General features: G+C 65.4%; 21 protein-coding genes. 9 read left to right on the forward strand and 12 right to left on the reverse strand.

Annotated elements, in window-relative coordinates; all coding sequences use genetic code 11:
• The first annotated feature begins 39 nt into the window (after nt 1-39).
• From HMPREF3088_RS08560 to HMPREF3088_RS08575, 4 genes are all read left to right on the forward strand, one after another.
• Nucleotides 40-1,221: a glycoside hydrolase family 76 protein gene (locus tag HMPREF3088_RS08560; protein ID WP_070759426.1), complete on the forward strand. Its 1,182-nt coding sequence runs from the start codon at nt 40-42 to the stop codon at nt 1,219-1,221.
• Nucleotides 1,222-1,411: 190 nt separating this feature from the next.
• The gene (gene fbaA / locus HMPREF3088_RS08565; RefSeq protein ID WP_070759428.1) at nt 1,412-2,446 is read left to right on the forward strand and encodes a class II fructose-bisphosphate aldolase; all 1,035 of its coding nucleotides are present in this window, start codon (nt 1,412-1,414) and stop codon (nt 2,444-2,446) included.
• A 71-nt stretch (nt 2,447-2,517) separates the two neighbouring features.
• Nucleotides 2,518-2,979 (forward strand): DUF3151 domain-containing protein, encoded by a 462-nt coding sequence (locus HMPREF3088_RS08570; protein ID WP_070759431.1) that lies wholly within the window; start codon nt 2,518-2,520, stop codon nt 2,977-2,979.
• Nucleotides 2,980-3,045: 66 nt separating this feature from the next.
• Nucleotides 3,046-4,347 (forward strand): FUSC family protein, encoded by a 1,302-nt coding sequence (locus HMPREF3088_RS08575; protein ID WP_070759433.1) that lies wholly within the window; start codon nt 3,046-3,048, stop codon nt 4,345-4,347.
• A 12-nt stretch (nt 4,348-4,359) separates the two neighbouring features.
• On the opposite strand, the gene HMPREF3088_RS08580 is transcribed toward HMPREF3088_RS08575, so the two are convergent.
• The gene (locus HMPREF3088_RS08580; protein ID WP_070759435.1) at nt 4,360-5,238 is read right to left on the reverse strand and encodes a diacylglycerol kinase family protein; all 879 of its coding nucleotides are present in this window, start codon (nt 5,236-5,238) and stop codon (nt 4,360-4,362) included.
• A 101-nt stretch (nt 5,239-5,339) separates the two neighbouring features.
• On the opposite strand from HMPREF3088_RS08580, the gene HMPREF3088_RS08585 reads away from it, so the two are divergent.
• The 3 genes from HMPREF3088_RS08585 to HMPREF3088_RS08595 are packed head-to-tail and all read left to right on the forward strand — an operon-like array spanning nt 5,340 to nt 8,541.
• Nucleotides 5,340-6,677, forward strand: coding sequence for a sodium/glutamate symporter (locus HMPREF3088_RS08585; RefSeq protein ID WP_070759437.1), 1,338 nt, complete (start codon nt 5,340-5,342; stop codon nt 6,675-6,677).
• Nucleotides 6,678-6,728: 51 nt separating this feature from the next.
• Nucleotides 6,729-8,018 carry an adenylosuccinate synthase gene (locus HMPREF3088_RS08590; RefSeq protein WP_012361015.1) on the forward strand — a complete coding sequence of 430 codons (1,290 nt, stop codon included), beginning with the start codon at nt 6,729-6,731 and terminating at the stop codon, nt 8,016-8,018.
• Nucleotides 7,999-8,541: a hypothetical protein gene (locus HMPREF3088_RS08595; RefSeq protein ID WP_246818135.1), complete on the forward strand. Its 543-nt coding sequence runs from the start codon at nt 7,999-8,001 to the stop codon at nt 8,539-8,541. Before HMPREF3088_RS08590 ends, HMPREF3088_RS08595 begins: the two co-directional genes overlap by 20 nt.
• On the opposite strand, the gene HMPREF3088_RS08600 is transcribed toward HMPREF3088_RS08595, so the two are convergent.
• The 10 genes from HMPREF3088_RS08600 to HMPREF3088_RS08645 all read right to left on the reverse strand — a co-directional run bounded on the left by HMPREF3088_RS08600 (nt 8,542) and on the right by HMPREF3088_RS08645 (nt 18,224).
• A complete protein-coding gene (locus HMPREF3088_RS08600) occupies nt 8,542-9,159 on the reverse strand; it encodes a CueP family metal-binding protein (RefSeq protein ID WP_070759439.1) in 618 nt (205 codons plus the stop codon).
• 184 nt (nt 9,160-9,343) lie between these two features.
• On the reverse strand, nt 9,344-10,228 hold the full coding sequence (locus HMPREF3088_RS08605) for an urease accessory protein UreD (RefSeq protein ID WP_070759441.1): 885 nt from the start codon (nt 10,226-10,228) through the stop codon (nt 9,344-9,346).
• A gap of 3 nt (nt 10,229-10,231) precedes the next feature.
• On the reverse strand, nt 10,232-10,849 hold the full coding sequence (gene ureG, locus HMPREF3088_RS08610) for an urease accessory protein UreG (protein WP_012361011.1): 618 nt from the start codon (nt 10,847-10,849) through the stop codon (nt 10,232-10,234).
• Nucleotides 10,850-11,008: 159 nt separating this feature from the next.
• Complete coding sequence (locus tag HMPREF3088_RS08615; RefSeq protein ID WP_070759443.1) at nt 11,009-11,803, reverse strand: urease accessory protein UreF; 795 nt, start codon at nt 11,801-11,803, stop codon at nt 11,009-11,011.
• A complete protein-coding gene (gene ureE / locus HMPREF3088_RS08620; protein WP_070759444.1) occupies nt 11,784-12,260 on the reverse strand; it encodes an urease accessory protein UreE in 477 nt (158 codons plus the stop codon). The genes HMPREF3088_RS08615 and ureE overlap by 20 nt, the downstream gene beginning before the upstream one ends.
• Nucleotides 12,261-12,406: 146 nt before the next feature.
• The gene (gene ureC / locus HMPREF3088_RS08625; RefSeq protein WP_070759446.1) at nt 12,407-14,122 is read right to left on the reverse strand and encodes an urease subunit alpha; all 1,716 of its coding nucleotides are present in this window, start codon (nt 14,120-14,122) and stop codon (nt 12,407-12,409) included.
• Between the two features lie 54 nt (nt 14,123-14,176).
• The gene (locus HMPREF3088_RS08630; RefSeq protein WP_070759448.1) at nt 14,177-14,488 is read right to left on the reverse strand and encodes an urease subunit beta; all 312 of its coding nucleotides are present in this window, start codon (nt 14,486-14,488) and stop codon (nt 14,177-14,179) included.
• Nucleotides 14,489-14,548: 60 nt separating this feature from the next.
• Nucleotides 14,549-14,851, reverse strand: a complete 303-nt coding sequence (locus HMPREF3088_RS08635; protein ID WP_015381961.1) for an urease subunit gamma — start codon at nt 14,849-14,851, stop codon at nt 14,549-14,551.
• A 336-nt stretch (nt 14,852-15,187) separates the two neighbouring features.
• Nucleotides 15,188-16,984 carry a choline/carnitine O-acyltransferase gene (locus tag HMPREF3088_RS08640; protein WP_070759450.1) on the reverse strand — a complete coding sequence of 599 codons (1,797 nt, stop codon included), beginning with the start codon at nt 16,982-16,984 and terminating at the stop codon, nt 15,188-15,190.
• 10 nt (nt 16,985-16,994) lie between these two features.
• Nucleotides 16,995-18,224: a YibE/F family protein gene (locus HMPREF3088_RS08645; protein WP_070759452.1), complete on the reverse strand. Its 1,230-nt coding sequence runs from the start codon at nt 18,222-18,224 to the stop codon at nt 16,995-16,997.
• A gap of 121 nt (nt 18,225-18,345) precedes the next feature.
• Here HMPREF3088_RS08645 and HMPREF3088_RS08650 point away from each other — a divergent pair, with 121 nt between their 5' ends.
• Both HMPREF3088_RS08650 and HMPREF3088_RS08655 read left to right on the forward strand, forming a co-directional pair.
• Complete coding sequence (locus HMPREF3088_RS08650; protein WP_070759454.1) at nt 18,346-19,482, forward strand: nucleoside hydrolase; 1,137 nt, start codon at nt 18,346-18,348, stop codon at nt 19,480-19,482.
• A 195-nt stretch (nt 19,483-19,677) separates the two neighbouring features.
• The gene (locus HMPREF3088_RS08655; RefSeq protein ID WP_246818136.1) at nt 19,678-21,249 is read left to right on the forward strand and encodes an alpha/beta fold hydrolase; all 1,572 of its coding nucleotides are present in this window, start codon (nt 19,678-19,680) and stop codon (nt 21,247-21,249) included.
• Nucleotides 21,250-21,350: 101 nt separating this feature from the next.
• On the opposite strand, the gene metE is transcribed toward HMPREF3088_RS08655, so the two are convergent.
• Nucleotides 21,351-23,633, reverse strand: a complete 2,283-nt coding sequence (gene metE / locus HMPREF3088_RS08660; RefSeq protein WP_070759456.1) for a 5-methyltetrahydropteroyltriglutamate--homocysteine S-methyltransferase — start codon at nt 23,631-23,633, stop codon at nt 21,351-21,353.
• Nucleotides 23,634-23,672: the final 39 nt, after the last annotated feature.

A 23,672-nucleotide genomic window follows, 5' to 3' on the forward strand; every position in this document is an offset into this window, starting at 1 on the left:
ACTTCGCGAAAATCGCCCGGATTGGGCAGACTTAAAGGCGTGCATGAACGTTGGGATCACCGGGCCGATCTGGCCCAGCAAGCAATCACGGACCGCCACGCCTCGAAAGTATGGGGTGTGCCGCGGACCAATCTTGCCGTGATCGCCTGGCCGCCCCTGGCGCGGGATAAGGCCTTTTACCGGTGGCACTACTGGTGGCAGGCCCACTACGTGGACTGCCAGGTGGACGCCACGCGCCGTCGCCCATCCAAGGCCCGCCAGCGCGAACTGCGGGCCACGCTGCGTGGCATGCGGCTGCGTAACCTCGCGCCGCTGACGCGGAATAACTACTACGACGACAAGGCCTGGCTTGCGCTGGCCTTGTGGCGTGCGGAGCAGTACCCCAAGGTCAAGCGCGTCTCTGCCCGCAAGGACTTGGAGGAGAACATCCTGGAGGGCGTGGATTCGCTCACGGGGGTGCTGCCGTGGCGCAGCAACGAGACTTTCTACAACGTCCCCACCAACGGGCCGGTCGCGATCATGGCGGCCCGCACCGGGCGTCTCGACCTGGCTCGCCAGCTGGTCGACTGGATCTGGGAGAACATGATCAACGAGGACGGCCTGGTCATGGACGGGCTGTGGATGCGCATGAACGGCCCTGTCCCGGAGCCCACGATCCACAGCTACTGCCAGGGCGTTGCCCTCGGGGCCTGCGTCGAGCTGGCCGTCGCCGAGCGCGAGCAGGCCCGCGTCGGAGACGATGAGGTCTCCGAGGCCGGGATGGACTATATCTACCGCGCTTGCGGACTCATCGACGCGATCTCCGAGCACCTGACCAACTCCAACTACGTCATCACCGCGCCCACCGCTGGTGGCGACGGTGGCCTGTTCAACGGCATCCTCGTCCGTTACCTGGCGCTCGCGGCGGAGAAGCTGCCGGAGCTGGGGCCGCGGACGCGCAAGGCTCGTTCCCAGGCGCGCCGGATCGTGCTGCACTCCGCGGAGTCCGCCTGGCGCTACCGCCTGGAAGTCGATGGTCTGCCGGTGTTCCCGTCGCGGTGGGATCGGGACGCGACGTTGCCGCATTCCGGTGGCCTGGTTGGCGCGACGATCGCCGGCGCGGTGGCTAGTTCAGACATCGCCGAGCGCGATCTTTCGGTGCAGCTTTCCGGGTGGAAGCTGATGGAGGCCGCCGCGCGCATCACGGGGTTGGAGGCCGCCCAGCGCGAGCAGGGGAACTAGCGCGCCACCTTTTCGGGAATCCCTGGTCGCAAGGGTTCTTTGCCACCTGCCCGTGCTGCTTGCCCCCTCAAACGGGCGGGGACCGGCGGGGCTGCCGACGCGTAGAATGAAGTGCAGGCATAATTCAGGTGAGTAAATCATGCTGAGCGGGTGGCCCATGCCGCCCCGAAGCGGCACTTAGGAGGCATCAATGGCAATTGCAACCCCGGACGTCTACCGCGACATGCTGGACAAGGCTAAGGAGGGTGGCTTCGCGTACCCGGCGATTAACTGCACCTCCTCCGAGACCATCAACGCAGCCCTGAAGGGCTTCGCGGATGCCGAGTCCGACGGCATCATCCAGTTCTCCATCGGTGGCGCGGAGTTCGGTTCCGGCCTGAATGTGAAGAACATGGTGGCCGGTGCGGAGGCTCTCGCGGCATTCACCCACGAGGCCGCCAAGCACTACGGCGTGAACGTCGCCCTGCACACCGACCACTGCCAGAAGGAGAAGCTGGACACCTTCGTCCTGCCGCTGCTGGAGATCTCCCGCAAGCGCGTCGAGGCCGGTGAGAACCCGCTGTTCCAGTCCCACATGTGGGACGGCTCTGCCACCCCGATTGACGAGAACCTGCAGATCGCCAAGGACCTGCTCGACAAGTCCGTCGCCGCAAACATCGTCCTCGAGGTTGAGATCGGCGTCGTCGGTGGCGAGGAGGACGGTGTCTCCGCCGACCCGAACGCAAACCTCTACACCACCGAAGAGGACTTCGAGAAGACCATCGACGTCCTCGGCCTGGGGGAGAAGGGCCGCTACCTGCTGGCCGCAACCTTCGGCAACGTCCACGGCATCTACAAGCCGGGCAACGTGAAGCTGCGCCCGGAGGTCCTGGACATGGGCCAGAAGGTCGCGGAGAAGAAGCTGGGCCTGGCTGAGGGGGCCAACCCATTCGACTTCGTCTTCCACGGTGGCTCCGGCTCCGAGAAGGAGAAGATCGAGGAGTCCCTGCGCTACGGCGTCATCAAGATGAACATCGACACCGACACGCAGTACTCCTTCACCAACCCGGTCGCGCGCCACATGTTCGAAAACTACGACGGCGTGTTCAAGATCGACGGCGAGGTCGGCAACAAGAAGGTCTTCGACCCGCGCTCCTACCTGCGCAAGGCCGAGCAGGCGATGTCCGAGCGCGTCGTCGAGGCCTGCCAGGACCTGCGCTCCGCAGGCAACACGCTGGGCAAGTAACACCCGCTTCAGGTGGCGCGGGTAGTGAATGCTCCCGCGCCGATGCAATAACTGATCAGGAGGAACGACCAATGGCTGAACAACTGCGTACCGGCCGTGATCTCTTCGGTGCCGAGCACCCCGAGGTTCGCCTGCCGGAGGAACTGACCAGCGCCGTCACCGCCGATGACGCGGGCGCGGACCTGGACTCGCTGGCGAAGATCGCGAAAGCCAACCCGAAGGACTCCGGTGCGTGGGCCGCGCTGGCCTTCCGCCTGATTGAGGCCGACGAGCCGGTCACCGCCTACGCCTGCGCCCGCACCGGCTACCACCGGGGCCTGGATGCGCTGCGCGGCAACGGCTGGCGGGGCACCGGCCCAGTGCCGTGGGACCACGTCCCCAACCAGGGCGTTCTCCGTGCGATCGGCGCGCTCGTCGTCGCCGCGAAGCGCATCAACGAGGACGACGAGGTCATCCGCTGCCTCAACCTGCTCAACGACTGCGACCCCGCAGCCGTGCCGGCGATGAACCTCGAGGACGTCGACAAGCTGTAAGGCGGGCCCTCTAGCTCTCAGCCCTTCGTGCCCGGGGCCACAGGCGGACGTGGCACACTGAAGGGCATGAGCACGCATCGGCCGAAAGATATCCCGCTGGGGGAGGACCTGGGCGAAATCCTCGATAAAGAGGAGGCCCAGTCCCGCCCCGCGCGAGCCCGGCTGCGTGCCCTGATCCGCCGCCGGCCGGGCATCGCGGCCGCGGCGCGCAGCATCCGAGACATTGCACCGAAGCAGCGCCTAGCGCGCGTGCAGGTCTCCATCATCTTCGCCTTCCAGTGCGCGCTCGCCGCCGCGCTGGCGTATTTCATTGCGATCGAGCTTTTCGGCCACCACAACCCGTTCTTCGCCCCGATGGCGGGCATCATCACCCTGGGGGTCAACGGGGGCAAGCGCCTGCGCCGCGCCTTCGAACTGGTGCTGGGGGTCAGCCTCGGCGTGGGCATCGGCGACCTCGTGATCCGGGAGATTGGTGCTGGTTATTGGCAGATCGCCGTGGTGGTCTTCACCGGCATCGTTATCGCTAGCTTCGTCGACCGCAGCCCGATGGTCGCGATGCAGGCTGCCAATACCGGGGTGCTGATCGCCACCTTGTTGCCTCCCGGCTCCGGGGGTTCTACCGACCGCATGGTCGACGCCCTGATCGGCGGGGTGATCGGCATGCTCGTCATGGCTATCGTTCCCCGCTCTCCGCTGCGCGCCGCCCGCCGTGACCTGTCCTCCCTGATCTCCAAGTCCGCGCTCGTCCTCGATGAGGTTGCGGCGGCGATGGAGCTCGGCGACGGCGACGCCCTCGCTGAGGCGCTAGAGACCGCGCGCGGCACCCAATCCACGGTGAACTCCCTGATGGCGGAGTCTAAGGGTGGCGACGAGATCGTCACCATCTCTCCGCTCTACTGGTCCGCCCGGCGCCACTCCCGCTCCATGCAGCGGGCGCTCCTGCCGGTGGATAACCTGGTCCGCAACATCCGGGTTCTCGCCCGCCGGGCGGAGATCATGGTGGAGGATGGCGAGCCGGTGTCGGAGGAGCTCGTGGAGGTCGTCCGTGACCTCTCCGACGCACTCGGCCACCTGGGCGCGCTGTACACGATGGGTGGCACCCGTGGCAGCCGCCAGGAGCTGGTGGAGATCCCGGAAGTGATCCGTGCGCTGCAGAAGCTCGCTTCGGAGGCCAAGCCGGAGATCATTCCAAACCAGGGGCTCTCAGGTCTGGTGATCGTGGCGCAGGTGCGCTCCGCGATCGTGGATGCGCTGATGGTCTGCGGCTACTCCCGCCCCTCCGCGATGGCCTCTCTGGCGCCCACGGTGAAGAATCCGTGGCACCCGCCGGAGGTCTGGGGCGAGGACCCAGATTTCGACGAGGACTGATCGCCACCGCTGCTAGCGGCGGATGAACTGCCCGTCGCGCAGGTGCCGGTAGAAGGTCACGGCCTTCAGTGGCCGCGGGTGCGTGACCGTATCGCGGGTGACCGTCATCTCCCGGGCGCCGGCCTGCAGCGCCCGGCCCTTCAAGATCGTGGGCTCGGCCGGCGGTCGGAAGCCCGCGGTAAACCTCGCCCACCACCCACCCGTGCGGGCCTTTTCCAGGCGCTTGACCTGCTCCGGGCTCGGCAGCTGCACTGCGGCGATCCCCGGCGCCGACGGGGTCGGCACCAGCCGGACCCCGTGGGTGAAGTCCCCGCGTGCCCCGCGGTCGTGGTGGTAGAGCGTGTCGGAGTCCACGATGACCTCCCCGAAAAGCTCCCCGCCCTCCGGCCCGGTCAGCTCCGCGCTGCCCAGCACCACGATGGAGTGGTCGTCGCGGATGACGGGCGTGGGGACCGGCGGGGCGGTGAGCGCGAACTCCAGTGCTGCGCCCGGTTCCTCGGGCAGTCCCCAGCTGTGTGCGATGTCGCTCTCCCCGCCGGTGGGGACGAAGGCCAGTTGGGCCCACAGCGCGTCGATGCGCATGAGCTTGGAGGCCACGGCGGCCACGGTGGCGTCCTCACCGATGACGACCACCCGCACCGGCTCACTGGTCACGTGCGGGGCGGGCTGTGGCTCGCCCTGGTGGGGCACGTCCGGTTGGGCCGCGATCTCGTCGAGCGTGGGGGTGGGCTCGGTGACCAGGCTCGGCAGCGGGTTCAGAACCTTCAGCTCGCGGCGGGTCGGGATCGTGGAGACCTCGTGAAACTCCAGCTTCTCCGGACCCTCGCCGACGGCAGCGCGGACGTCCTGGTCCGTGAAGTTGGATTCTGGAGTGAGCAACACGACTATCATGGCGTTTAGCTTAACCCGGGTGGCCACCACCGCGAGAGTGAGCCAAACGCGATGACAGCCGCCCGTGAGAACCCGTAAGAGAAGAAAGGTGATTTATTCACGTGGATGGCTTCACACCCTTCGACGTCGTGATGGATATCGGCTGGATTTCGGTGCTGCTCATCGTAGGCAACCTCATGCGGCGCTTCATTCCCTGGTTCCAGAAACTCTTGATCCCCGCCCCGATCACAGCGGGTCTACTGGGCCTGCTGCTGGGACCCAACGGGTTGGGGCTGATCCAGTTCAGCGAGCACTTCGGGGACTATGCGACCATCCTCATCGCCGTCGTCTTCGGTGCGCTGCCGTTCACGATGAATTTCGACGCCAAGGTGCGCCAGGGCGCGCGCACGATGTGGTCCTACTCCGTGGGCATGTACCTGGCGCAGTGGGGCTTCTTCGCACTGTTGGGTGTGCTGGTGTTCGCCCCACTGTTTGGGACGCCAGACTGGTTCGGCATCATGCTGCCCGTCGGCTTCGTCGGTGGTTTCGGCGTCGCGGCCGCGGTTGGTGGCGCGCTGGACTCCGCGGGCATGACTGAGGCCACGAGCCTGGGCTTCACCGCCGCTGCGGTGGGCATGTTCTCCGCGATCATCGGTGGTGTGATCTTCGCCCGGTGGGGTTCGAAGCGGGGCCACACCAATGAGCTGCCTCGCCTGGACCAGCTGCCGGAGGATATGCGCACCGGCATCATCTCCCTGCCTGGTCAGCGACCGAGCGTGGGGCGGGCGACCACGAGCCCATCCTCGATTGAGCCGATCGCGCTGCACATCGCGGTGCTGACCGTGACGATCTTCCTGGCGAATATCCTGACCAACTGGGTCAACGAGACCTTCCCGGCCTTGAGCTTCCCGCTGTTCGCGATGGCCTTCCTCGTGGGCCTGGCCGGGGTGGGTGCGCTGCACCTGCTCAAGGCTCCACACTATCTGGACACGAAGCTGATGGGCTCAGTCTCGGGTGCGTCGACGGACTTCCTGGTGGCGGTGGGTATCGCGTCCATCATCCCGGCGGTGGTTGCGAGCTACATCGTCCCGCTGATCATCCTGTTCCTGGTGGGGCTGGCGTTCTGCCTGTTCCTCTTCTTCTACGTTGCACCCCGCACCTTCGACCACGGCTGGTTCGAGCGCGCGGTGTTCGGCTGGGGCTGGGCCACCGCCTCGGTGGCCACGGGTATTGCCGTGCTGAAGATCGTCGACCCGGAGATGCGCTCCGGAACCCTCGAAGAGTTCGGTATGGCCTACGTGGGCTTCGCCCCCTTCGAGATCGCCGCGGCGATCCTCGCGCCCATCGCGATCATCGCGGGGCTGGTGTGGCTCTTCGGCGGAGTCGCCCTCATCGCCGGGCTGGTGATGCTGATCCCGCCGATCATCGCGCTGAAGAAGAGTCGGGCTGCGACCTCGTAGTATGATCTTTAAGTTGGACTACCCCCAATAAGCGAGGACAAGAGAAGTCAAATGGCAGCAATCATCGTTGTCGGTGCCCAGTGGGGCGATGAGGGCAAGGGTAAGGCGACGGACATCCTGGGTGGCCAGGTCGATTACGTCGTGAAGCCCAACGGCGGTAACAACGCCGGCCACACCGTCGTCGTGGGAGGGGAGAAGTATGAGCTGAAGCTCCTGCCAGCCGGCATCCTCTCCGACAATGCGACCTCCATCATTGGCAATGGCTGCGTGGTGAACCTGGAGGCCCTGTTCGAGGAGATCGACGGCCTTCAGGCCCGCGGTGCGGACACCTCTCACCTGCGTGTTTCCGCCAACGCTCAGCTCGTCGCCCCGTACCACGTGGCGATCGACCGCGTCTCCGAGCGTTTCCTCGGCAAGCGCGCCATCGGCACCACCGGCCGCGGCATCGGCCCGACCTACCAGGACAAGGTCGGCCGCGTCGGCATCCGCGCCCAGGACCTGCTGGACGAGTCCATCCTGCGCCAGAAGATCGAATCCGCGCTGGATAAGAAGAACCAGATGCTGGTGAAGATGTACAACCGCCGCGCGATTGAGCCGGAGGAGGTCGTGCAGTACTTCCTGTCCTACGCGGACCGCCTGGCTCCGATGCTCATCGATTCTTCGAAGGTCCTCAACGAGGCCCTGGATCGCGGCGAGCGCGTGCTGATGGAGGGTGGCCAGGCCACCATGCTGGACGTGGACCACGGCACCTACCCGTTCGTGACCTCCTCCAACCCGACCACCGGTGGCGCCTGCGTGGGCTCGGGCGTGGGGCCGACCCGCATCACCAGCTCCCTGGGCATCATCAAGGCTTACACCACCCGCGTTGGTGCCGGCCCGTTCCCGACGGAGCTCTTCGACAAGTGGGGCGAGTACCTGCAGACCACCGGTGGCGAGGTCGGCGTGAACACCGGCCGCCCGCGCCGTTGCGGTTGGTACGACTCCGTCATCGCGCGCTACGCCTCCCGCGTCAACGGCTTCACGGACTACTTCCTGACGAAGCTGGACGTCCTGACCGGCATCGGTGAGATCCCGATCTGCGTGGCTTACGACGTCGACGGTGTCCGCCACGACGAGATGCCGATGACCCAGACCGAGTTCCACCACGCCACCCCGATCTACGAGACGATGCCGGCGTGGGACGAGGACATCACCGGCTGCCGCACCTTCGAGGAGCTGCCGGAGAAGGCGCAGGACTACGTCAAGCGCCTGGAGGAGCTCTCCGGCTGCCGCATGTCCTACATCGGTGTGGGGCCGGGTCGCGATCAGACCATCGTGATCAATGACATCCTCAAGGACTAACGGGGCTAGTCAGCCCCACGGTGCGGGCGGAGGCTCGGGCAGCGAGCAGGCGATGGGCTCGGGGAGCGCGCCGGAGGGCATACCGGGGGAGGCGCCCTCGGCCGATCGCGGCGAGGCGGACAGCGTTCCCAGCCGGGACACCGACTGGGTCTTCGCCGCCTCCAATGGCTTCGCCCACCGGGTGGGGGATCCTGAGGAGCTGCATCAATTGCTGGCTGCAGCCCTTCAGGCACCTCCGGCGGCCGGCCTGGAGTGGATCCAGGTGCAGCACGCGGTGGAAACCCACGTCTACGTGGCTTTTGACGTCGCGGATGGCACCGATGCCGCCACGGACGGCACGGACGCCGCGACCGTCACCGACGGCGCCACCGATGCTGTGGATTCGCCCGCCACAGGTACCGATTCCGGGCAGCAAAAATGGCGGGTCAGCGCCGATGAATCGACACGACCCGCCATGGGGGAAGCCGCTGGTGCGGTGCTGACCCCGGATGAGGCCACGCAGCTCGCCCGGCGGCTGCTCTAGTTAGCTCAGCTTGAGATCAGTGACACACGTGGCGCCGTTTGCCTTGGTTGAAAAATCGGCGCTGCCGGTTTTGCCCTCGTGGGTGACCTCAATCTTGCCTTCGATATCGCGCGGCAGCCAGACGCCGTAGAAACCGTTATCGAAGGTCTTTACGCGCTCGTCGACCAGTACTCGGTTCGAGCCTGATTCCGTAATTTTGATGTGGATCGGGGCGTTACGCATTTCCCCCTGGCACGTTGTCAGGCTGTGGAACGTGCAGGGGTGAGTGCTATCAACGTAGGGCGCGAAGGACACGTACGTCTTGTCTTTGGGCATATCCATAGCGGCGTTGCCCTCGTTGGTGCTCAGTTCCAGCTGATCGATGCGTACGGAGGCTATGAGGTCCTCCGGCCGTTCATTCACCGGCATCTGATCCAGAGCATCGACCACATCGTCGACGTTGCGATCCTCCAAGGAATATGGGGCGAGGATGTCCGCAGGGGTCATCTGGGAGTTTTCCTGGCTCTGGGTTTCGACGGCGCTCGTCGCAGTATCAGTTGACGGGTCGCCATTGGAAGCACAGCCGGCGAGCCCGAGTGTTACGGCCGCGAGGAGGAAGGGGAACTGTGTTTTGCGCATGTTTAACGCGGACCTCGTTCTTCAACTGAGTGGGTGATGGAACTTGTCCAGCATGGCACAATGCCGGGGCAAAATGCCCCGGCATTGGCGTGGAGTCCTCTGTGAATCCGTTGATAGCAGCCGGAACTTGAATTGCAAAGAGCCTTGTGTGCTCTAGATGCAGTTTGCCCGGCGGGTGCTCTAACTAGTACTTGCGCAGGTGCAGCCGTGGCTGGTTGCGGAACTTCGCGCGGAGGAAGTTAGCGACCTCCGTGTTCAGCAGGTACAGATCCTCCGTCAGCGTGCCGAGGGAGCGCAGCGCGAGCCCCGGCCCGTCGATGAGGGTGACCCCGAAGCGCACGGTCTCCTTGAACTCCAGGCCCGCGAGGTACTCCCGCAGCTCGTCGAGCAGCGCGGCGTCGATGCGACGGTCCACGGCCAGCAGGGAGCCCACGTGGGTCTTGTCCTCCATGTAGAGGATCGAGTCCTCGGTGAACTCGCTGGAGCCCGGCAGGATCAGCAAGTTATCCAGCACCGCCAGCTTGCCGTCCACCTCGACGGTGGTGTGCAGGCGCACGTCCTGGAACTTAAAACGGGTGCCGTCCGGGGACCAGCCCGGTGTGACGATCTCCGCGGTGACCAGGGAGGCGCTGGAGTCCATCTGCACGTTCATGAACTGCGCATAGGAGGCGTCCTCGTACGCGATCAGCTGGTCGGGCAGGTACTCAAAGACGGCGTCCTCGCCCAGCACGACGTGGACGTCCTGCAGGGAGCGGTCATCCGGCGTCTTGTAGATCTTCGTCGCGGATTGGTCGCTCAGCAGCAGGCTCGCGCCCTCGTCCACGCGGACGGTGATGTGGTAGTCATCGCCGCGCAGGTAGCCGCCACCCGGGTTGACGATCTGGTAGTAGACCTGGCCGGAATCGTCGAGGTAGTGGGGGCGGATGACGCGCAGGGCGTTGTGATAGTACTGCCGCTTCGAGTAGGACTTACCGTCCCGCTGCGCGATGTGCAGGTCGAGCCTGCCGATGGGGTCGCGCAGCGAGTGATACCGCTTCGGTGGGGTGTCGATGAACGGGGAGGCTTTCACGGATTAGCTCTCCGCCAGGTCGCTCATCAGGACGTCCTCGCGGATCCAGCGCAGGACGCCGTCCAGGCCCTCGTCGGTCTTCAGGTTGGTCATGACGAAAGGCTTCTCGCCGCGGAAGTTCTTGGAGTCGGCCTCCATGACGGACAGGTCAGCGCCGACGTAGGGTGCCAGGTCCGTCTTGTTGATGACGAAGAGGTCGGACTTGATCATGCCCTGACCAGCCTTGCGCGGGATCTTCTCGCCCTGCGCGACGTCGATGATGTAGATGGAGAAGTCGACGAGCTCCGGGGAGAAGGTCGCGGAGAGGTTATCGCCACCGGACTCGACGAAGACGATGTCCAGGTTCGGGTGGCGCTTGACGATCTCCTCGTAGGCCGCGTCGTTCATGGACGTGTCCTCACGGATCGCGGTGTGTGGGCAGCCACCGGTCTCGACACCGATGATGCGGTCCTCGTCCAGCACGGAGTTGCGTGCCAGGATCTTCGCATCCTCGAGGGTGTAAATATCGTTCGTGATCGCGGCCATCTCGATCTCGCCGTCGAGGGCGCGGGTGATGCGCTCGATGAGTTCGGTCTTGCCGGAGCCGACCGGGCCGCCGATACCAATCTTGATAGGTGCCATGACTGTCTAGGCCTTCTTTCTTGTCTTCTTTTCTTCTCTAATATTTTCAGCGCGCCGCTGGTCTCGGGTATTCCCCAGCTAGGGGAGCAGCGGGGCGCGGTGCCCTTGTGTCCCGCCGGAGGACCCTTGGACGACCGGCGGGCACGTGTGCCCCAAGGGCTAGGACATAAACATGCGGGAACGGTGCGTCTCGTGCTGGATCTGCGCGATCTCCAGGCCGGGGGAGGACATGCCCAGGTCGATCATGCCCAGGGTCTGGATCTTCTCCGCGGTGCGGTTGATCACCGGGTACATCGCGGAGAGCACGCGCTGGCCGGCGTCCTGGCCGATCGGGATGCCACGGATGCCGTTCTGGGTCAGCGAGACGGTCAGCTGCATGAGGTAGCTGCGCACCGCCTCGACGATGTCCAGACCCAGCACACCGAGCGCGAGCCCGTGCACGATGGCGGGGCTGCCGTGCAACTCACCCTCGCGGACGTCCTTGCAGTAGCGCTGCAGGATCGGTGACTCGGGCACCGCGACGGGGCCGATCTTGGCCATGCGGGTGCCCATCGAGGAGTTCGCGTCGCGGACCTGGCGTGGCACGAGGGAGACGTGCGCGAGCTGGTCCAGCTCAGCCAGGCGCGCGTAGGCGGTGTCCTCGTCGATGTCCTTGGTCTTGACCTGCGCGCCGACCTCTGCGGCGTAGCGGCAGATCAGGCCGTCGTTATAGGCGGCCTGGCGCAGATAGGCCCGCAACCAGGTCGCGAAGGTCTCCGGGTCGTGGACATCGTCGCGCTGCAGGTAGGTCTCCATGCCGTAGGAGTGGCTGAAGCCACCGGTGGGCAGCGCGGAGTCCGTGAAGTGCAGCATCGCGAGCTGCGCGCGCACTGCGGAGGGGACGTGCTGGGGGCCGGTTTCGGCCTGCTCGGCCTTCTTCCCGTTCTTCTTGCTCTTAGTGGGAGTGTTCTGCATGGCGGAATGCCTCCGGCATAACTCGGTCTTCGCGGGTGTACTGCGCGTCGACGTGCTTGAGGTGGTCCTCGACCGTGTGGTCGTACTGGAGCACCATGACGGTCTCGCCGTACTCGGAGTCCTCACCGAAGAACTGGGCCTGGAGGTGGCGGTTGCCCAGGGAGTGGGCGACCTTGCCCATCTCCAGGGTGTTGCGTGGACGGTAGACCAGGACGTCGGTCGGCAGTACCTCGACGGTGATCAGCAGGCCGTCGTTCTGATACAGGATGTCGCCGTCCTTGAGCTCCTTGACCTCCGACGGCAGGCGGAGGCCGATCTCGCGGTCCGCGTCGGTGGTGACGCGCTGGATACGCTTGACCAGGTCGAGGTTGGGCAGCTTGACCTTTTCCTCGGTGTACTGGCCGATCTCATCGGCGGAGAGCTGTGCGCGGTTCCCCAGAATCTCGGTGATAATCATTTCCGGCTCCTAATAAATGACGTTGCTCAATTGACTGCGTGTTTATTTGCGCAGCCTCAAGTCTAACGAAAAAGAATGCACCGCAATGGCGGCAAAAGCCGCCGGTCGCGGTGCATTAGATCACAGAAGCAATACTGCCTTTGGCTTTAGAAGAGGAAGAACTTCTGGCCCATTGGCAGGGTCTCGGTCGGCTTGGAGCCCTCGACGAGCTCGCCGTCCAGACGAACCTGGTAGGTCTGCGGATCCACCTCGATCTTCGGGGTGGCTGCGTTGTGCTTTAGATCCTTCTTGGTGACCTCGCGCATGTCGCGCGCCTCGAGCAGCGCACGACCGCCACGCAGCTTGTCTTCGACGCCGGACTGCAGTGCAACACTCGGAACGAAGGTTACCGCGGAAGTCTCGGCGGCTGCGCCGGTAGCACCCCAGTTGCGACGGTAGGTCACCGGCTGCGGGGTCGGGATGGAGCCGTTGGAGTCGCCCATCTCGGAGTATGCAGCCTGGCCGGACTTCAGGACCACCTTCGGCTTCACGCCGAAGAAGCGTGGCTCCCAGAGCACCAGGTCAGCCATCTTGCCGACCTCCACGGAGCCAACGAGGTGGCTGATGCCGTGAGCGATGGCCGGGTTGATGGTGTACTTGGAGACGTAGCGCTTGATGCGGTTGTTGTCGTTGCCCTCGGAGTCGCCCTCCAGTGGACCGCGCTGCTGCTTGTTGATGTGTGCGACCTGCCAGGTGCGCAGGACGACCTCACCGACGCGGCCCATGGCCTGGGAGTCGGAGGAGGTAATGGAGAACACACCGAGGTCGTGCAGCACGTCCTCAACACCAATCGTCTCGCCACGAATACGGGAGTCCGCGAACGCGACATCCTCCGGGATGTCCTTGTTCAGGTGGTGGCAAACCATGAGCATGTCGAGGTGCTCATCGACGGTGTTCTTGGTGAACGGCAGGGTCGGGTTGGTCGACGCCGGGATCACGTTCTCCTCGCCAGCGATGGCGATGATGTCCGGAGCGTGGCCACCGCCGGCACCCTCGGTGTGGAAGGTGTGGATCGTGGGGGGGTCGATGGCCTTAATCGTGTCCTCGAGGTAGCCGTACTCGTTCAGGGTATCCGTGTGGATAGCGATCTGGACGTCCAGCTCATCGGCAACCTGCAGCGAGGTGTCGATGGCGGAGCGGGTAGCCCCCCAGTCCTCGTGGATCTTTAGTCCGATGGCGCCGGCGCGGATCTGGGCCTTCAGGGGGCCTGGAACTGCCGCGTGTCCCTTGCCGAGGAAGCCGATGTTCACCGGTGCGTCGGAGGTGGCCTCGATCATGCGGTGGATGTGCCACTCGCCCGGGGTGATGGTCGTGGCCTTGGTGCCATCAGCCGGGCCGGTGCCACCGCCGATGAAGGTGGTGGTGCCGTTCGACAGTGCAGTGTCGAACTGATCCGGGGAGATCATGTGAATGTGGGTATCGATCGCGCCCGCGGTCACGATGGTGTGTTCACCGGCGTAGGCCTCGGTGTTGACGCCGACCGGGATGTCGATATCGTCCTGGATGTCCGGGTTGCCTGCGCGACCGATGCCGACGATCAGGCCGTCGCGGATGCCGATGTCGGCCTTAAAGATGCCGGAGTGGTCGACGATGATCGCGTTGGTGATGACGGTGTCCACGACACCCTCGTCGCGGGTCATGCGGGCGTTCATGCCCATGCCCTCGCGGATCACCTTGCCGCCACCGAAGCCGACCTCGTCGCCCTTAGCGGTGAGGTCCTTTTCGATGCGCAGAACCAGGTCGGTATCAGCAAGACGAATGCCGTCACCCGTGGTCGGGCCGTACAGCTCCCCGTACTGCTGACGAGAAATCTCGTAAGCCATGAATGCTCTCCTTAGGAGTGAAGTGTGAGAAGTTGTTCGCTGTTTTTAAACGGCTTAGTCCAGCGGGCCGTTGACCTGCTGGTTGAAGCCATAGGCCTGACGGTGGCCACCGAAGTCGACGAGGTCGACAGTGCGCTTATCGCCTGGTTCGAGGCGGACAGCGGTGCCGGCGGGGATGTCGAGGCGCTTGCCGTAGGCAGCGTCGCGGTCGAACTCCACAGCCTTGTTGATCTCGTAGAAGTGGAAGTGGGATCCGATCTGGATCGGGCGGTCGCCGGTGTTGGTGACCTCGATGGTCGTGGTCTCGCGACCCTCGTTTAGGATGATCGGCTCGTCGCCGATGAAGTACTCACCGGAAATGGTCATTGAGAAAATCCTCTCGAAGCGTGCCGGTTGCGCGGCCAAACGTGAAGGTTTGGGCGCTACTTAGCGGATCGGGTTGTGGACAGTGACAAGCTTCGTGCCGTCCGGGAAGGTGGTCTCCACCTGGACGTCGGAAATCATCTCCGGGACGCCTTCCATGACGTCGTCGCGAGTCAGGTACTGCTGGCCCTCGCTCATGAGCTCGGCGACGGTCTTTCCGTCACGCGCGCCCTCCATGAGCTCGGCGGTGATGTACGCGACCGCTTCCGGGTGGTTCAGCTTGACGCCGCGCTCCTTGCGGCGACGCGCCACGTCGGCGGCGACAACAATGAGAAGCTTCTCCTGCTCTCGTGCTGTGAGGTGCATGTCTCTCCTGTGGTCAAAGAATGATTGGGTGAACCCTTATTAGTTCACCGCTCTGCCGATTAATGCCTATTGCTATTCATTACTGCGGCAGGAGCCATGACACCCAGAAGTCTACCAGTTTTAAGGAGGGGGTAAGGGGGTGATGTGAAGCACTAAAGTAATGGTCAAACACCTAAAAGATAGTTCGCGTAATGGGGATGTTGAAATGTGATTAAGGCCATTACTTTTTCGTCATGGTGATTGATATCACCAAATACATTCCTTGCCTTGGAATAGGTAATTCAAGCAATAAATAAAGGCCGACGCGGACGTATCCGCGCCGGCCTAGCCGGAAGCCTATTTTTCCAATGCGCCCAGGTAGTCGGCGAGCAGCTGGCCAGCGGTCACGAGGTTCTCCAGGAACCACTGCGGATCCTCTGCGCTCTCGCTGTAGCTCACCAGGTACTCGATGTGATCCTGATCCGGCGTGTAGTTCACACCGAAGCCCTCGGCGACGCTCGGCGCGAAGGCATAGCGAATAATCTGATCCGCCGAACCCACCGACGTCGTGGAGAGGAAGTCCCGGAGCGCGAGCGCTACTCCTTCGTCCTTCAGCAGGGCGATGCCGTCCGCGCCCTCCTCGGACTTCCGGGCGGTGAAGTTCAGTGCCCACAGGTGGCGGTCGATGCCCGCACCCGCCTTGCAGCTCTTCACCCACCCCCGGTGGGCGGCCAACACTGCGTCCAGCTTCTCGCGGAGCTCCGCATCCGCCGCGGCGGACTCCGTGTCCTCCGCCTTGATCAAGGCCTTAGCGAAGGTCACGGCCTCCGGGGTTGCAGCGCGCAGGCATTCCGTGCGTCCCGCCTTGTACTCCCGCATATCCACGGCCTCGTAGACCCCGCGGGTGCGGCCAAAGGACAGCTCCTGAGCCAGGGTGAGGATGAGCTGGCTCATGGCATCGGCGCTGAACTTGAAGGGAATCTCATCCTGCGGCAGGCGAGGGGCATCCACGATGCGCAGCTCCGGCTCCGCGCCGACGCTCGCCCCGCCCGGGGTGCCCACGCTCGCCAGCTCCTCAGGCACCCGAACCCAGGTCAGCTCCTCGGGGCGGGCCAGCGCGGGCGAGCCCGGGGCCTCGTCCTTGACCTTGACCTCCTGGATGCGCCGCAGCGCCGTGACCAGGGTCGCGCCGTCCACCGTGGAATGCTCCACGTGCATGGCCTGGAAGTTCTGAACCGTGCTGATCACGTAGGTGATCGGCTTGTAGACCCAGGCCAGCCCTGTGCTAAACGCAGCACGCCGCAGCAGCTCCGCCTCGGAGCCGCGGGTCGAATCGAGAGAGACGTGGAAGAGCTGGTCACGCAGCTGGTCATAGGTCTCGGCATTGTCCCGGTCGCGGATCATCTCGTTGAACGGCTCCGCCAGCAGACCCGAGCCCAGGTAGCTCATATCCGCAAAACCCGGGCGCGCGGCGAGAGCCGCCTCGCCATCCGCCTCAGCCTCCGGGGCTGGTGCATCGACGATCTTGCCGAGTGCGGCGCGGATCGTGGAGATGGACAGGGCATGCCCACTGCCGTCAGAGATGGGGACATTCCACATGCGTCCCTCGTGAAGAACGCCGATCCGGCGGCTACGCGCCCCCTTGGTGCAGCGCAGGATCTCGTCGCGATCCACATTCGGGTGGCGCAGGCCGCCGTTGAAGCAACGCCACTGTGTCGAGCTCAGCGGGTTATCGCGGAAGTCGCGCTCCTCCGGCATCTGCCCGCGCGCCTGCATCAGGTGCACCTCCGCAACGCGGCGGATGACGCGAGCCACCCGATCCAGGCCTTCACCGGCGACGTCGATGCGTGCCTGGAAACCGACGTTCGTGGTCACCGGGAGGGAGGTGCGGACGTCGAGGTAATCATCCAGCCACTGCTCGGCCAGCCAGCTGGAGTTCTCGGCCTCCTTCTCCTCGGCGAACTCCCGCAGCTGAGCCTGCAGGCGCGGCCCCTCCTGCTGCTTGAAAGAGGCGATGGCCTCGTCGGTGTGGGCCAGCTGATCGTTGCTGGCCACGGCACTGACCACATGCCGCAACCGACCCAGGGTGTCCTCTAGCTCCGGCAGCGGCAGAGGCTTCAAAATTGCAGCATTGGATACCGGGTTATTCGTCATGAATCTAATCCTAATGGCTGTGGATATGCGCGTGCCCCGAATCCCTGCTGTTTGGGTCCGCGGTCACAGCCGCGATGGCGGTAGTCAGCGGAATCGCGAGCAGCAACGCGATCGCGCCCGTGACGGAACGCAGCAGCTCGGTGGCCATCACGTCCGAAGTCAGCACCTGCTCGATCGGCCGACCGGAGATGCTCAGCAGCAGCATCATGGGGATCGCCACACCCGCGTACCCCAACACCAGGGTGTAGACCATCGAAGCGATGTGATCCTCGCCGACCCGCATGGCGTTGCGGAAAAGCTGCCAGGACGAGGCGTCCGGCTCCGCGCGCTTGAGTTCAGTGATCGTAGAGGCCTGCGCGATCGTGGCGTCGTTGAGTACGCCCAGCGCGCCGATGATCATTCCGGCCAGCATCAGCCCGGTGATGTCGAGCTCCGGCAGGTAGAGCAGGATCTGCAGATTCGATTCATCCCCCAAACCCCGCAGAGAGGTGGAGTCGATGGCCAGTCCCGATAGCGCCGTGGCGATGGCTACCGCCACAAGGGAACCGCCCATCGCGGCCGCGGATTTCCAGTTCACCCCGTGGACGAGGAAGACGACGAGGAGGATGACGGTCGCCGCCGTCGTCACCGCCAACCACAGTGGGGAGCCACCCCGCAGCAACGCGGGCAGCAGGAAGGCGAGGATCATCACCATCGTGATCGCCAGCCCCACGAGTGCCCGCAGCCCGCGCCAGCGGCCGACCGCGATGATCAACACGATCGTGGCCAGCACCCACGCCCACAGCGGTCCCGTGCGGTCGTAGTCCTGGAAGGCATAAGTGCCGTGGCTGTGGATCAGCTTGATGCTATCGCCCTCATGTAGCTCCGGTTCGCCGGGCATGTGCCGGGACTCTAGTGCGGTGTATGTGCCCTCGTCGGCACCGTCGGTGAGCCGGACGATGACCTGCGTGCAGTGCTTCTCCGCGAAGGGATTCTTATCCTCCGGGATGGCTTCGCTGGTCACGCCGATCTCGGTGGCCCCGCACTTCGCGGGGCGGGTGAAGAGCACCTCGCCGTTGGTCAGCGGCCCCGCGTAGCCGGAGTTTTGGTACGCCGGGGTGATCTTGGGTTCTTCGCTGCTGTGCGGCCACTGCACGACGAGTCCGGCGAGGGTGGCGATGGCGAATACCGCCAGGCCGATGGCGAGCACCCACTGGGGTGTGCTCCACCGCTGCGTCGTGTTCTTATGGTGCTTGGCCACGGGTTATCCCTCGCTAAATTAGGCGCGCGGGCGATCGCGCGCGCCGGGTAAAAGAAAAGTATTACCAATAACTTTGGTGTACCTTACCCGGCGGTCGTGGTGATCGGTAGCGTGAGAGTTTGTGAGCACACCTTCCTTGACAGTCGTGGCCGACGTGGACACCGGCATCGACGATGCCCTGGCCCTGATCTACCTTTACCGGCTGCATCTGGCCGGGCGGATTGACCTCTCGGTGACCACCAGCGCCGGCAACTGCACCGCCGATGACGCCGCCCGTAATTCCGCGGAAGTCCTCCGGGTCGCCGCCCAGCAGCGGGGCCCTTCTTCTTTAGGACGTCACCGCGCCCAACGCGGTGAGGAGTCGGATGCTGTGATCCCGAAGATCACGATCGGCGCGGCACACCCGCGGGTGCTGCCTTTGGTGACGACGCCGGAAACCCATGGGCCGAGGGGGCTGGGGTACTGGCTGGGAGAGTCCGGCGACGCCCGGCGGGGGCAGGCGGAGGGATCGCCAGGGCAGGCTGAAGCGCCCCTCGCGCCGGGCAACGGCACGCCGAGTGGCACCGCGGCTGCGGCGGTGGCTCACTGGGCGGATGCGCAGCCCACCCACCTGCTGGTGTGTGGGCCTGCGACGAACCTGGCCTGGGCGGTGGAGCACGCCCCGGAGGTGCTGCGGGGCTGCCAGGTGGTCATCATGGGCGGGTCATTTGGGTATCCCGGCAACACCACCCCGGTCGCGGAGTGGAACGCGTGGGTGGACCCGCACGCCCTGAAGTATTCCCTGCAGCACTGGCCCGAGGGCGCACCCCTGCCCGTGATCGCTCCGCTGAACATGACCGAGCAGGTGTTGCTCTCCCCGGAGCGGCTCCGCGACTGGGTTGGTGGGCTCGATGGCGCCCAAGCAGGTGGCCATCGAGGCGGCCGGGAGGGCGCGCAGGCGGAGTCGCAGCTCGGCCAGCTGCTGACCGCCGCTATTGAGTTCTACTTCGAGTTCCACGAGCAGGTCGGGGTTGGCTATCAGGCGCAAATCCACGACCTTGCAGCCGCGATGGTGCTGCTTGAGGACGTGGGCTTCGAGGCAACTGAGTTCCACGTGGATGTGGAGGCCGACTCCGAACTCACTCGGGGTGCGACCCTGGCCTTTGATCCGCAGCCACCCTTCGGCCCGCAGCTCACCCCGAATGCGCGGGTGCTGGAGCGCCTGGACGCGACTCGGGTGCTGGAGCGCTTCGGCGAGCTGTTGGTCGGCAAGCCTTGAGTCTTCCCCGGCGGCGCGTCCGGGGCTCTTGTTAGACTTTCCACCGCGAAGTATCAGGTCGCTTGTAGCCAAGGGCAACGCGCTGAGACGCAAGAACGCGTGTTCAGCGGCGAGGGCACGGCTGAGAAGAGACACGGACGAGAAAACACGGTGAGGAGCAGCCCCTTAATGCGAGTAGGTCACAAAATTGCAGGAATGCTGGGAGGCCTCGGACTACTCAGCGCCCTGGTCGCCCCGGCAGCGGCCGCGGAGACACAGCAACTTTCCTGGAGCGATTGCCCCGCGGACGTCTTCGTCGCGAAGCGGGCGAAGTGCGCGGAGTTCCAGGTGCCGATGGACTACTCGCAGCCCGATGGGCAGAAGATCACGCTCACGATGAGCAAGATCCCGGCGACCGGTGCGAAGCGCGGCGTCATCGCCGGTAACCCGGGCGGCCCGGGCGGCAGCGCGCTGGAGATGTTCGCGGACAACGCCGCCCCAGACAAGCTCAACGGGCAGCGGGTCAAGCTCCCCGCCGACGTGCAGAAGCACTACGACCTCATCGCGGTCCAGCCCCGCGGCCTCGCCCACGGGGAGGCGCTGAAGTGTAGCTTCGGGCACCTCGCCAGCGGTGTCATCCCGACCCTCGCCGCCGGGCTCTTCCGCGACCTGTGCAACCTCGAGCAGCCCGGCTACTCCCAGCAGGTCACCACCGCAAACACCGCCCGCGACCTCGACCGAGCCCGCCAGCTGCTGGGGGAGGAGCGCCTCAACCTCTACGGCGTCTCCTATGGTGGGGTTCTCATGGGCACCTACGCCACGATGTTCCCGCAGCACACCGGCAAGGCGCTGATCGATAGCTCCGCGAGCCCGGAGAGCCTGTGGTTCAAGACCGGCCGCGACCGCGAATCCTGGCGCCGCGACGGGCTGCACGATGTCTTCCAGTGGATCGCCGACCGGGACGATGAGTACCACCTGGGCACCACGCCGCTGCAGGTCTACCAGCGTTGGTCGGCCGTCATTGATAAGGAAAGTGGCGCACCCGCGCAGGTCGCGCCGCCGCCGGCTGAGATCGGAGACCTCCCAGCGGGGTTGAAGGAGCACGCCAATATCGCGCTGCCCGCCGCGAACCAGGCGCTGCCGCCCGCGTGGCGACTCGGCTCGGCCATGGTCACGCTCGCCAAGGGCAAGCAGCAGGCCACGCTGGCCTCCCCGCTGTTCACCTTCACCTACTTCGGGGCGCTGTATAACCCGGAGATGCGCCCGAAGCTCGCCGAGTACATCCGCACGGGCACGCCGCCGAAGATGGCGGGTCAGGAACTGGGGCCGAACGGTCGGCCGATCAACCCCGTGACTGGCAAGGAGCTCTCCGAGGAAGAGACCATGGGCCTGCTGGAGCAGATGACCTCCCTGGGCTCCGTGGAACTCTCGATCGTCTGCAACGACAACGCCACGCCGACCAAGCCCGAGATGCTGCCGCAACTGTTCATCGACCAGCTCACCGGCGGCGACTCGATCTCCGCGATCGAGGGCAACCTCGGCTCGGGGCGCGTCTGCGCGGGCTGGCCACTGCCGCACCCGGGAGCGCCAATCAACGGCGAGAAGCTGGAGACCAAGCCCCTGCACGTGGGATTCACGAATGATTCGGCGGTCACCGGCGACGCCATCTGGAAGATGCAGAAGGCTCTCGGCGGCGAGGCCGTGCAGGTGCCGGGCCACGCCCACGGTGTGATGCTCGTTGCACCGGAGAAGGTCGCCGGCAAAGTCAGCGCCTACTTCAACGGCTAGCCATACGCTCTAAAGCATGGCAACGGCCCCGCGCCGCAGAAAGTTTCTCCTGCAGCGCGGGGCCGAATGCTTAACCCAGCGCGGGGTCTAGAGCGCGGTTTTTAGAGGGTGGCGCGCGCCTTCTTCGCGGCGTCGACCAGCACCTCGAGGCTGGCGGTGGTCTCCTCCCAGCCACGGGTCTTCAGGCCACAGTCCGGGTTGACCCACAGCAGCTCTGGGGCGACGTTAGCCAGCGCATCGGCCAGCAGCTGGTCGACCTCCTCCTGCTTCGGGACACGCGGGGAGTGGATGTCCCACACGCCCGGGCCGACACCCAGGTCGTAGCCCGCCTCGTGCAGGGCGGCGAGCACCTGCATGCCGTTGCGGGCAGCCTCGATGGAGGTGACATCCGCGTCGAGGTCGCCGACCGTGCCGATGAGCTCGTTGAACTCCGAGTAGCACATGTGGGTGTGGATCTGAGTCTTCGGCGCCACGCCGGAGGTGGCCAGGCGGAAGGAGCCCACGGCCCACTTCAGGTACGCCGGCTGCTCAGCCTCGCGCAGCGGCAGCAGCTCGCGGATGGCCGGCTCGTCGACCTGAACAACCTTCGCACCAGCGGAGACGAGGTCGTCGATCTCGTCACGCAGTGCCAGGGCAACCTGGTCGGCGGTCTCGCCCAGCGGCTGGTCGTCGCGGACGAAGGACCACGCGAGCATCGTCACCGGACCGGTGAGCATGCCCTTGACCGGCTTGTCGGTCAGCTTCTGGGCCTCCTCGAACCAGGAGACGGTCATCGGCTCCGGACGACGGACGTCGCCGAACAGGATTGGCGGACGGACGCAGCGGGAACCGTAGGACTGCACCCACGCGTGCTCGGTGGAGTGGTAGCCCTCCAGCTGCTCGGAGAAGTACTGCACCATGTCGTTGCGCTCCGGCTCACCGTGGACGAGGACGTCCAGATCCAGCTTCTCCTGGCGCTCGATGACGTCCGCGATTTCGTCGCGCATCGCCTGGGTGTACTGTTCCTCGGTGATTTCACCCTTGCGCAGCTTCGCGCGCGCCTGGCGGATCTGAGTGGTCTGCGGGAAGGAACCGATCGTGGTGGTCGGCAGTGGCGGGAGGTTCAGCTCCTCCTGCTGGGCCTTGCGGCGCTCCTCGATATCACCGCGGTGGCGGTCTTCCTCGGTGATCTTGGCGGTGCGCTCACGGACCTCGTCGTTGTGGGTCAGCTTGGAGGTCGCGCGGGACTGCACGGCTTCGCGGGCCTCGGCCAGCGCCTTCTCGTCGGCCTCGGTGCCCTCACCGCGCAGGACGCGGGAGAGGAGGGCGACCTCGCGGATCTTCTCCTCTCCGAACGCCAGCCAGCTGCGCAGCTCGTCGCCCAGGGTGGTCTCGCGGGCCAGGGTGTACGGCACGTGCAGCAGGGACGCGGAGGTGGAGACGGCGACCGGGCCACGCTCGGCCAGCGCCTTCAGGGTCTCCAGGGCCGCGTCCAGGTCGGTGCGCCAGATGTTGCGGCCGTCGACGACACCGGCGACCAGCAGCTCCTCGCCGGTCCAGCTCGGCAGCTCCTTGCCACCAGCGACGAGGTCGGCGCCGAAAGCGTCGATGCCCAGACCGCTGAGGGTCTTGATGGCCTGGTCGGCGTCGCCGTAGTACGTCTGGACCAGCAGCTTCAGACCGGCGTCGTGGGCGACCTGGGTGAGCTTCTTGTAACCAGCCTTGACGCGGGACAGGGTGGCTGGATCGACGTCGGTGACCAGGGAGGGCTCGTCGAGCTGCAGCCAGGTGACGCCACGGTTAGCGATGCGCGGCAGCAGGCGGCCGTAGGTCTCGAAGAGGGACTCCAGGTGCTCCAGCGGGTTGGAGCCGTCGGTGGAGCGGGCCAGTGCCAGGTAGGTGAACGGGCCGACGAGGACCGGGCGGACCTTATCGCCGTGGCGGTTGACCTGGTCGCGAATGTCGTCCAGCCAGGCGCCGTCCTCGAGGCGGAACTCCTGGTCAGCGGACAGCTCCGGGACGATGTAGTGGTAGTTGGTGTCGAACCACTTGGTCATCGCGGAGGCCGGCAGCTCGGCGGTGCCGCGGGCGGCGGCGAAGAGGCGGTCGATGAACTGCGGCAGGCCATCGTTCTCGTGGTCGCTGATCTCGGCAACGCGCTCCGGCAGTGCGCCGAGGATCGCGGAGGTGTCGAGGACGGCGTCGTAGTAGGAGCGGCCCTGGAAGGGAGCGGAGTCGAGGCCCTCGTTGACCAGGCCGTCGGTGTAGTCGTTGACCAGGCGGGTGGCGGTGCCGGCGAGGTCGCGGCCCGTGGCGGAGTCGCGCCAGTAGGCTTCGAGTGCTTTCTTGAGCTCGCGATCAGGTCCGATGCGTGGGACCCCGGCGGTGGTTGCGTGGAAAGTCATGTTTTCCTTCTTCGTGGTTGGTGTTTGGTGACTCACACA

Origin of the sequence: Corynebacterium sp. HMSC22B11 (assembly GCF_001815965.1) — a bacterium.
In the GTDB taxonomy this organism is placed as follows: domain Bacteria; phylum Actinomycetota; class Actinomycetes; order Mycobacteriales; family Mycobacteriaceae; genus Corynebacterium.